This window comes from Methylorubrum podarium (assembly GCF_022179745.1).
Lineage (GTDB): Bacteria > Pseudomonadota > Alphaproteobacteria > Rhizobiales > Beijerinckiaceae > Methylobacterium > Methylobacterium podarium.
Genome location: NZ_BPRD01000420.1, coordinates 1 through 10,301, shown reverse-complemented (window position 1 = coordinate 10,301; position 10,301 = coordinate 1). Strand labels below are relative to the sequence as shown.

At 69.9% G+C, this 10,301-nt stretch carries 9 protein-coding genes; 6 read left to right on the top strand and 3 right to left on the bottom strand.

Translation table 11 applies throughout. The features are described 5' to 3' along the window. Positions 1 to 149: 149 nt before the first annotated feature. From MFF42_RS19780 to MFF42_RS19770, 3 genes are all read left to right on the top strand, one after another. On the top strand, positions 150 to 491 hold the full coding sequence (locus MFF42_RS19780) for a 3TM-type holin (RefSeq protein ID WP_283206898.1): 342 nt from the start codon (positions 150 to 152) through the stop codon (positions 489 to 491). An 85-nt stretch (positions 492 to 576) separates the two neighbouring features. Next, the gene (locus tag MFF42_RS19775) at positions 577 to 933 is read left to right on the top strand and encodes a hypothetical protein (protein ID WP_238257283.1); all 357 of its coding nucleotides are present in this window, start codon (positions 577 to 579) and stop codon (positions 931 to 933) included. Between the two features lie 611 nt (positions 934 to 1,544). Beyond that, a complete protein-coding gene (locus MFF42_RS19770; RefSeq protein ID WP_238257282.1) occupies positions 1,545 to 3,272 on the top strand; it encodes a flagellin in 1,728 nt (575 codons plus the stop codon). A 50-nt stretch (positions 3,273 to 3,322) separates the two neighbouring features. On the opposite strand, the gene MFF42_RS19765 is transcribed toward MFF42_RS19770, so the two are convergent. Further along, positions 3,323 to 4,273, bottom strand: a complete 951-nt coding sequence (locus MFF42_RS19765) for a LysR family transcriptional regulator (RefSeq protein ID WP_238257281.1) — start codon at positions 4,271 to 4,273, stop codon at positions 3,323 to 3,325. A gap of 97 nt (positions 4,274 to 4,370) precedes the next feature. Here MFF42_RS19765 and MFF42_RS19760 point away from each other — a divergent pair, with 97 nt between their 5' ends. After that, on the top strand, positions 4,371 to 4,622 hold the full coding sequence (locus tag MFF42_RS19760) for a hypothetical protein (RefSeq protein ID WP_238257280.1): 252 nt from the start codon (positions 4,371 to 4,373) through the stop codon (positions 4,620 to 4,622). Between the two features lie 288 nt (positions 4,623 to 4,910). On the opposite strand, the gene MFF42_RS19755 is transcribed toward MFF42_RS19760, so the two are convergent. Further along, entirely contained in the window at positions 4,911 to 8,093 is a 3,183-nt protein-coding gene (locus tag MFF42_RS19755) for an efflux RND transporter permease subunit (protein WP_238257279.1), read from the bottom strand. A 2-nt stretch (positions 8,094 to 8,095) separates the two neighbouring features. After that, a complete protein-coding gene (locus MFF42_RS19750; RefSeq protein WP_238257278.1) occupies positions 8,096 to 9,202 on the bottom strand; it encodes an efflux RND transporter periplasmic adaptor subunit in 1,107 nt (368 codons plus the stop codon). A 236-nt stretch (positions 9,203 to 9,438) separates the two neighbouring features. On the opposite strand from MFF42_RS19750, the gene MFF42_RS19745 reads away from it, so the two are divergent. Then, the gene (locus MFF42_RS19745) at positions 9,439 to 9,852 is read left to right on the top strand and encodes a hypothetical protein (RefSeq protein WP_238257277.1); all 414 of its coding nucleotides are present in this window, start codon (positions 9,439 to 9,441) and stop codon (positions 9,850 to 9,852) included. Positions 9,853 to 9,929: 77 nt separating this feature from the next. Then, positions 9,930 to 10,301, top strand: a 372-nt coding sequence (locus MFF42_RS19740; RefSeq protein WP_238257276.1) for a hypothetical protein, incomplete at its 3' end; no start/stop codon positions are given.

Here is a 10,301-nt window from a genome sequence, read left to right as displayed (position 1 = left end):
GCGCCGAGCCCGGCGCCGTCCGCATCCTGGTTCGCGCGCCTGCGCGAGACCGTCCGCACCAACATGACCAAGGGGGCCTGACCGTGGGCGCGTTCCTCACCCTGTTCCCGGTCCTGATGCAGGTCCTCGGGCCCGTCCTCTAGAAAGTCATCCCGGACGAGGGGAAGCGCGCGGAGGCGCAGGCCGAACTGCAGCGGGCGATGCTCGATCAGAAGGCCGACCTGAACAAGGCCATGGCCGACGTGATGAAGGCCGACGCCTCCTCGGAAAGCGCCATGGCCCGCAACGCCCGGCCGATCGTGGTCTATTGGGCGCTCGCCATGATCACGTGGGTGGGCGTCGCCTCGCCGATGATCGGTCTCCAGGCCGAGACGATCGCCGCGCTCAAGGGCGTGCCGGAAGATCTCTGGTCGCTGCTCTCGGTCGGGATCGGCGCGTACATGCTCGCCCGCTCGGTCGACAAGATCGTCCCGCAGGTGCTCGCGAAGTAGCCCTCCCTTGATACCCGATCCCCTCCCCGCTGCGGGGGAGGGTCACCCACGCGATCGGCCTGGCCGGCGCGCAAGGATGCCCGCTATGGACACCTCGTTCCTCGCCGCCGGCCCGATCTCCTGGACGCAGGTCGTGGCGCTCGCCCTGTTTCTCGTCGGCCTCGCCAAGCTCGCTGACTGGATCACGGGCAAGCTGCGCGCCGGAACGAAGGACGCGGTGTCCCCGCTGACCATCGACATGGCGGCGGCGAAGATCGAGATCCGACAGCTCGACGAGAAGCTCAACGCCTTCAAGATCGAGGTCGCCCGAACCTACGTGACCGGCGACGTCATCACCCGGCTTGAGCGGCGGATCGATGATCTGGTGTCTTCAGTGCGCGACGAGATGAAGGAGACGCGGCGCGAAATGCTTCAGGCAATCACCGGCCGACCGCCCGGCTGATCCCCGCTATCCACAGCCGTCCACGCACCGCCCCGGGGCTTCGGCCTCGGGGCTTTTTTCGTGCCCGCAATCTGGCCGTCTGCGGGGTAGTTTTCGCTTTGCTAAGTCCGGCTAAGATACCGATAATCCTATCTGACAAATTTCCTTCTTTTGCGCAAAATGTGTTGTTTTTCAGTGTAATCATCCTTTCTGGGGGACAGGGGGTCGTCGGTTCAAGTCCGGCCACTCCGACCATTCCAAGCCGCCGTACCGGACCGGTTTGAGAGCAGCGCCAAGGTTGTTTTCCCTGTCCGATGCCGGTCGGGGTCGATCGGGAGCCTGCGGATTTTTCCGACTCCGATCCTTCTGCTGCAGATTGAGCGGGATCGCTTCGCGGCGCCGGCCAGCAGCGTATCGCGAACTTTTGTATCGAAGCGAGGCTCGATCTCAGGGAGCGCTTGCACTGCCATGGACTCCCATTAACCGTCTTTAAAGTGCAGACACTTACACTCTCGGAACTGGCAATTGATCTCGCAGAAATGCGATAAATCTGTCATTTGAGAAATACAAGAATTGCTTGGGCGGATGTTCCGGGGTTGAGCGTGACCAGCCTGTTGACGAACATCTCTTCGATGTCAGCTTTAACGACGCTCAAGAGCATCACTCATAACCTCGACATCACGAGCCGACGGATTTCCACGGGGCAGCGCACCTCCAGCGCCTCCGACAACGCCGCTTACTGGTCGATCGCGACCACCATGCGCACCGACAACGCGGTGCTCTCCGCGATCCGGGACACGCTCGGCCTCGGCGCCGCCGCGGTCGACGCGGCCTATCAGGGCACGTCCTCCGTGCTCGCCGACCTGCGGAGCCTGCGCGCCAAGCTCCAGACGGCGCTGCAGCCGGGCATCGACCGCGCCAAGGTCCAGACCGAGGTCGGGGCCATCCAGGACCGGATGCGGGCCACCGCGCGCGCCTCCGGCACGACGGACGAGAGCTGGCTCGCCATCGATTCCGCGGCGGGAGGGCGGAGCGTCCGGCAGGTGGTGTCCGGCTTCACCCGCGACGCGTCGGGCGCCGTCCGAACCTCCAGCATCCCGATCGAGTCAGGCGCGATCGCCCTCTACGATGCCGGTACCGCGCAGGTCACCGTGCCCGCGACCCCGGCCCGCATCACCGCCGGCGCGGCGATCCCCGGCGCGACGGACCTGAGCGGCACCGCCTCCGTGCGCTTCGACCTGAGCGTGGACGGTGCGCCGGCGCGCCCGATCGTGCTCAGCGGGGCGACCATGATCTCGGCAGCCCGCGACCTGACGGCGGTCACCCCGGACGAGCTGGTGCGGGCGATCAACAACCTGATCGCCGCCGATCCGGATCTCGCCGGCACCGTTCATGCCGGCCTCGACGAGGCCGGGCGCCTCTGGTTCGAGACGACGGAAGCGGGCGCGGGCCGGACCCTCGCCCTCGACCGGACCGGCGCGTCGGGGCCAGGTGTCGATCTCGCGGTGAATGGCGGCTTCGAGGCCGGCTTGGCGGCCTGGACGGTCGGGGCCAACACATCCTGGAATCAGGTCAGAGCGCCGGCTCGGTCCGGGACGGCCGGTTACGCCATGGGAACCAGCGGCACGCCGACGACCGTCTCGCAGACCCTCGCGACGGTGCCCGGGCAGTCCTACCTGCTGAGCTTCTGGCTCAAGAACGATCCCGGCGGGACCAGCAACTTCTTCAAGGCGGATTGGAACGGCGCCACCGTCGTCGCCCGCGGGGCCGACCCGGCCGGGCCCTTCATCGAATACCACGTCACGGTCACGGCGACGGGGCCGACTTCCGTCCTGACCTTCGAGGCGCGGCAGGATACCAACTGGTGGTATCTCGACGATGTCTCGGTGACGGGCACGGGCGGTGCCGACGTCACCCTCGGCTTCGGCGCCGGCGCGAGCGACCATCGCGTGGCCGCCGGCTCCGATGCCGCGACGGTGGCGGCCCGCGGTCTCCTCGATACGGTCGATCCCGCGAGCGGCGTCTCGGTAGACACGATCGACCTGACGGCGATCGGCAGCGGCACCGCCGCGGACGCGGCCCTTGCCCGGGCGATCGACACGGTCGAGCGGGCCATCGCCCGCGTGACGGAGTCCGGCGTACGCCTCGGCGCGAGCCGCACGCAGATCGAGGGGCAGCGGAGCTTCCTCGACACCCTGATGAAGGCCAATGACCGCACGATCGGCATCCTGGTCGATGCCGATATCGAGGAGGAATCGACGAGGCTGAAAGCGCTCCAGACGCAGCAGCAACTCGCCGTCCAGGCGCTCTCGATCGCCAACGCTTCGAGCCAGGCCGTGCTCTCCCTCTTCCGGCCCTAAGACGACGGAGCCGTCGAGGAGCGGACGGAAACTCCCCCGATCACGACGTCTCAGGGCTGAGGGCCGACAGCCTGCGGCCGGAGGTCGGACCGGCGCAGCTTCACGATCGTCTCCCGCAGCCAGCGCTGGCTCGGCACGGTGTCGTTCGAGGCGTGCCAGATCATCGAGATGGAGACGTCCGGCAGCGCGATCGGCGCCGGGCTGACGGTCAGGCCCATGCTGTCGGCGAAGAAGCGCGCGAGCCGCGCGTGCATCGTGGCGATGACCGGCGCCTGCCGCACCACGAAGGGCATCACCGAGAATCGGGGTGAGGTCAGGGCGATGACGCGCTTGCGACCGATCTTGGCCAGCGCGTCGTCCACGACGCCGTGGGCGCTCTCCACGAGGCTGGTCAGCAGGTGGGGAAGCCGCACGTAGTCGTCGAGCGAGATCGGCGCGCTCACCCCGACGAGCTCGGCGTTGAAGATGCAGAGGTAGCTCTCCTTGTTGAGGATCCGGCGCTTGTGGTGCGTCTGGCCCTGCTCGAACACGCCGATGCCGAGATCGACCCGCCCCGTATCGAGATCGTCGAGGATGCGGTGCCGATCGACCGTGTGCAGCAGGAGCTTCACGCCCGGCGCCACCGCCTGCAGATGCGCGATGAGCGTCGGCATCAGCAGCACCTCGGTCGAATCCGGGATGCCGAGGGAGAAGGTGAGGTCGGCCGTGGCCGGATCGAACGCGTCCGGCGGCCGCGTGATCTCCTGGATCTGAGACAGCGCCGCCTGCACCGGCGCCATCAGCGCCAGCGCCCGCGGCGTCGGCCGCATCCCGTCGGGGGCGCGCGTCAGCAACTCATCCGAGAAGGCGGCGCGCAGCCGTCCTAGGGCATGGCTCATCGCCGACTGGCTGATGCCGATCCGCCCAGCTGCCCGCGTCACGCTGCGCTCCGTCAGCAGCGCGTCGAGGGCGACGAGCAGGTTGAGATCGAGGCGACCGAGATGCACGTGATCGATGCGCATTATGAAATCGATCCATTTGATTCATGGGCGTCGGTCCAGCACATACAGTCTCACGAAGCGACGGGGAGCCCGCCGCCGAAAAACGAGGCTGATCTCAATGTCCAAGACATTTCTCTCGCTCACCACCGCCGCGCTGGCCCTCACCGCTCTCGCGACGGCCTCCGCCCGCGCCGACGAGGTCGGCGGCGTCCACAACGTCAAGACGGTCGGCGCGCTCGCCCTGGAGACCCAGGGTCTGGCGACCAGCGATCTCTCGGTCCACCGCCAGGGCGGCTTCGCCCTCCCCGGCTCGGTCCAGTGGATCGATACGCCCTCCGATCAGGTGAGGACCCGGCAGGCCGCCTTCTGAGCCGGTCCCGTGAGACGCACGGCCGGGCCGCACGATCCTCCGGCGCCGTACGGCGCCGGAGGCATTTTTGAGGGCTTGTTTGACGGGCTGATCCGATCAACTCCCCTCATCCTGAGGTGCTGCGAAGCAGCCTCGAAGGAGGGCTCCAGAGGTCGCGCGATCCCTGGAGCCCTCCTTCGAGGCTCCGCTTCGCTCCGCACCTCAGGATGAGGGGAAGGACCGGAAAACCGTGGCATCGCGCCGGCTCGGTGTCGAAGAGCGAAGTGATACTGGCGCTGAGACCGACGATCACAGTGCCCGTTCCGCCGGCTTGAACCGGGCGAACCGCAGCGCCAGCATCGGCAGTACGGCGAGGTTGAGCACCGTCGAGGTCGCGAGCCCGCCGAGGATGACGAGCGCCATCGGCCCCTCGATCTCGCGGCCGGGCTCGCCCGCCCCGAGCGCCAGGGGCAGCAGGCCGAGGCCGGTGACGAGGGACGTCATCAGGATCGGCACGAGGCGGTCGGCCGCCCCCTCGATGGCGGCCGCTTCGGTCCAGGGACGGCCTTCGGCCAGCACCATGTGCTCGTAGTGGGCGATCATCATGATGGTGTTGCGCAGCGAGATGCCGAACAGCGTCACGAATCCGACGATCGACCCAAGCGAGATCACCGCGCCGCTGAGCGCCACCGCCAGCACGCCGCCGACGAAGGCGAAGGGCAGGTTGACGAGGACGAGGACGAGGTTGGTCAGCGAACCGGTCACGACGAGGAGCAGCAGCACGATCCCGAGACCGGCCAGCCCGGTGTAGAGCGCGAGTTCGCGCCGCGCCTTGGCCTGCGTCTCGGCCGCGCCGCCGAAGCCGATATCGATGCCCGAGGGCAGCGCGACCTCGCGGGCGATCTTCCGCTTCGCCGCCTCGGTGAAGGAGGCGACGTCGCGGCCCTCCACATTCGCCGTCACCACCCGCACCCGCTGCGCCCCGACATGGCCGACGGCGTAGCGGCCGGCGGTCTCGTAGATGTCCGCCACCTGGGCGAGGCGGATATAGCTTCCGCTCGGCGTGCGCAGGGGCAGGTTGCCCAGCGTCGAGAGGCGCGTGCGCACGGCCGGTTCGAGCACGACGACGACGTTGAACACGGCGTTGCCCTCGTAGGCTTGGCCGACGATGTCGCCCTGATAGGCGGTGCGCACGATCTCCAGGACCTCGATCGCGTCGAGGCCCCAGTGGCGCAGGTCGGTCGGGCGCAGGCTCACATTGATCTGCGGCAGGCCCGGCGGCGATTTGAGCTGGACGTCGGCCGCGCCGCGCACCTCGGCGAGTTCGCGCGCCACGTCGCGGGCGGTGGCCTCGATCCGATCGAGATTCGAGCCGGTGACGCTGACCACGACCGGCGCGGTGAAGCCCGAGACGACCTCCTCGATGCGCTCGGTCAGGAAGGTTTTGAGCGAGAAGCTCGCCCCGGGCGTCGCCGCCATCAGCGCGCGGATGCCGGCCTCCGCCCGCTCCTGGGCCGCGCCGTCGAGGCCTGGTTCGAGATCGATATGGATCTCGCTGTCATGCGTGCCGCCGAGATCGTAGCCGGCCTCGGCGCGCCCGACCTGCTGGGCGACCGCGCGCACGCCCGGCACCGCCTTCAGCCCCGCCGCGACGCGCTCGCCGAGCCGCAACGTCTCCTGCAGCGAGGTGCCCGGCGCCGAGGCCATGTGCAGGATGAGGTGGCCCTCCTTGAGGTCCGGCAGGAACACGCCGCCGAAGAACGGCACCGGCAGCGCCGCCGCCAGCGTCAGGACGAGGCTGGCGGTGAAGACGAGACGCGGGTGGCGGTTGAGCCGGGCGAGCCCGCGGACATAGAGGCTCCGCACGCGGCGGCTCACCGGGGCCTCGCGGGTCGGCAGGTTCGTGCGCCCGGCGAGGAGCAGGCGGGCCAGCGCGGGCGTCACCGTCAGCGCCACGGCCAGCGAGGTCAGCACGGCGAGGATGTAGGCGAGCGCCAGCGGCCCGAACAGCCGACCGGGCACGCCGGTCAGCGCCAGCACCGGCAGGAACACCAGCAGCACCGCGAAGGTGGCGTAGGCGACCGAGACGCGCACCTCCAGGATCGCGTCGAGCACCACCCGCGCGCCGGGCCGGGGGACCGCGGCGCCCCGGTTCTCGCGCAGGCGGCGCATCACGTTCTCGACGCCGATCACCGCGTCGTCCACGACCTCGCCGATGGCGATGGCCAGCCCGCCGAGCGTCATGGTGTTGAGGCTCTGGCCGAACAGGCCGAGGGCCAGCACCGCGCCGATCAGCGAGAGCGGGATCGCGGTGGCGCTGATCAGCGCCGTGCGCCAGTCGGCCAGGAAGACGAACAGCACGACGACGACGAGGATGCCGCCGAGCGCGAGCGCCTGGACGACGTTGTTGGTGGCCTGCGTCACGAAGTTCGCCGGCCGGAACAGGTCGGTGCGCAGGGCGATGGCGTCGCGCTCCAGGCCGGGACGCAATTCGGCGAGCGCCGCCTCGACCCCCGCCGTCACCTCGAGGGTGTTGGCGCCGTACTGCGCGCCGACCATCAGCAGCACGCCGGGCTTGCCGTCGACCAGGGCCGCGCTGATCGCCGGCTCCGGCCCGGCCACGACGTCGGCGACGTCGCCGAGCACCACGCTCGCCCCGCCCTCGTTGATGAGCACGGTGCGCGCGACCGCCTCCGGGGTCAGCGACTGCCCCTCGGTCTGCAGGGTGATGCGCTGGTTGATCGTGTCGACGAAGCCCGCCCCGCGCACGCCCGTCGCCTTGCGGCCGGCGGCGAGGACATCGTTGAGGCCGATGCGGAAGCGGACCAGATCCTGCGGCCGGACCTGGATGCGGATCGAGCGCAGGTCGCCGCCGTAGACCAGCACCTCGCCGACGCCGGGGGCCGCGAGCAGGCGCAGGCGCAGGCGCCAGTCGGCGACCGTGCGCAGGTCCATCAGCGACCGCGTCGGCGAGGTCAGGCCGATGAGGAGCACCGAACTGGTCGAGGAGGTCAGCGCCGTCATGGTCGGCGGCAGCACGCCCTGCGGCAGCCGCGCCGTCACCGCGGCGAGACGCTCGTTCACGAGCTGGCGCGCCCGGTAGATGTCGCTGCCGGAGGCGAAGGTGGCGGTGATCACCGACAGGCCCTGGATCGAGTTCGAGCGCATCGTCGCCAGCCCCGGCAGGCCGCCGATCGCGACCTCCAGCGCCTGCGTCACCAGCACCTCGACCTGCTCCGGGTTGAGGCCGGGCGCCTCGGTCTGCACCGTCACCGTGGGCGGCGCGAATTCCGGGAAGACGTCGTACTTGGCTGAAGCCAGGGCGACGACGCCGTAGACGGACAGCGCCAGGACCAGCGCCAGGACGATGCCGGGCCGTCGCACGGCGAAGGCCACCAGGGCGGCCTGGAGGCCCGAAGGGGCGGGCGTCGCGGATGTCGGATGCGGCGCGTCGATCCGCGCCGTTCCGCGCGCGGGCGGCTGGTCGAGCATGCTCAATCGTCGTCCGCGTCGGCGGCCTGGATCTGCCCTTTCAGCTCCTCGGACAGGACGGCCTGCGGCCCGGTCACGACGATCTCCGCTTCCGCACCGAGATCGTCCACGACGTAGGCGTCGTCCGAGATCGGCGCGTCGGCCTTGAGCGGATGGCGGGCGAAGGCGTCGTCGCCGACGCTGCGGTAGATCCAGGCGCTCCCCTGCCAGTGCACCACCGCGCTCTCGGGCACGGCGATGCCGGTCGTCTCGCGCTCCGAGGTCAGGAAGGCCAGCGTGCTCATGCCCGGCAGGAGCCCGCTGTCGCCGGCCACCGTGTAGAAGTAGCTGACGCCCTGGATGCGCTGGTCGGTCCGGGTCGCGGGCGAGACGTAGCGCAGGGTGACGCGCTCGCTCTGCGGCGGGACCTCGGCATGGGCGATGGCCGGCGGCGCCTTCAGCGTCTCGCCGGGCGGTAGCGTCACCTGCACGAGGAAGTCGGTGCGCTCGATCAGCCGGGTGATGGCCGGCGAGCGCTCGACGATGGCGCGGCCGATCACCGTTCCCCATTCCTGCTGCGCGGTGGCCGCGAGCGTCCGAAGCTGGGATTGCGCCGCGGCGAGCGCCGCCTCGTCGGTGCGGAAGGTGCCCTCGGCCGTCTCGAGCTGGACCTTCGTCGCGTACTGGCCGAGGCTGCGCGCCCGGACATAGGCCGCCCGCGAGACCTCCGTCTTGGCCTCGGCGGTCTGCAGCTGCGCCTTGGCGCTGGCGTAGCTGTTGGTGAGTTCCGTGACCCGCGCGAGGTCGAGGACCGAGCCGAAGGCCTGCACCTCGATGCGGTGGGCCATCCGCTTGAGCCGCGCCGTCTCGACGCCGATCCGGCTCTGCTCCTCGTCGCTCAGACGCACGACGGCCCGGCCGCCCTCGACGGCGACCCGCGCCGACAGACCGTTCGCGGCCGGCGGCTGGTGCGCGGCCGGCGTCATCGCGCTGGACAACCGCGCCTGCAGGTCGGAGAAGATGGGGCCGGCATTCACGCGCAGGCCGGCTCCGGCATCCGTCAGCACGAGCGCGCCGAGCGCACCCACGCCGAGCGCCAGCCCCACGGGCAGGACGACCCGCCGCCGCATCACACCGCCTCCACAGCCCTCGCGTTCTCCGCGCGATTTGCCACTTTTGCCCGGTTTTGTTTGCGAGGTCTACCCGGATCCTGGGCGATCCCCATCTTCGCGGCGACGGGCGCGATCCGCCGGCTATGACGGCCGATGATGACGCCGTCCGCCCTCGAATGTCACCCCGCGACACTGGACAGACGCGGACGATCCGCCGATGAAAGGCGGCCCCTTCCAAGCGAGTCCCGAGAGCCGTGATCGCGGTCAAGAAGTTTCTGAAGAAGGCGCGGTTGCCGGCCCTGACGACGCGGCGGGCACCGTCCTCGATCGTCCGCACGCCGCTCCCGGGCTTCGACCCGATCTATTACCTCTACTGGTATCCGGACGTGCGCGCGTTCCCGCAGGGTCCCCTCGTCCACTACATCCATTACGGCTGGCGGGAGGGACGCGATCCAAGCGCCGGTTTCAGCACCGAGGGCTACCTGAGGGCCAATCCCGACGTGCGCGAGAGCGGCTGCAACCCGCTCGTCCACTTCGTCGAGTGCGGCCTCTCCGAGGGGCGGCGGGGCTGGAACAAGAATCCGGACGCGCCGCCACCGAAGCCGCACCCGCTGGATTATCAATCGGGCAAGCTGCTGCCGCCTCCGAGCCGTGCGCCCGGCAATTGAGGCTGGCCGGCCCCGTTGACGCGGGCGGGCCGCTATGGCTGTAGGCCGGATGTTTCCCGTGAGGATTGAATTGCGTCATGACTGAAGGCGATACGCTGGCCAAGGCCCTGGCCGACGTCCGGCAGCGGATGGCCGACCTCCAAGTCGAGTACGAGCGCGTCTCCATCGAACTGGCCAAGCTCCGGGTGGCGGAGAAGTCGCTCGCGGCGATCGTCGAGGGCGCGCCCCTGGAGGGCGTCCTCGGCAACGGGAGCCAGGCCGCGCCGGCCTTGTCCGGCGAGGCGCGTCCGGGGCGCGGCGGCGGGCGCGGCAGCCGCGGGCCGCGGGCCAACTCGGCCAAGGGACGGCTGAAGGCCCTTCTCGAGACTGCCGGACCGCAGGGCCTGTCGCATGCCGAGATCGCGCGGCGCCTGCCCGACGTCGCGCCCAACACGCTCAACACCTATCTC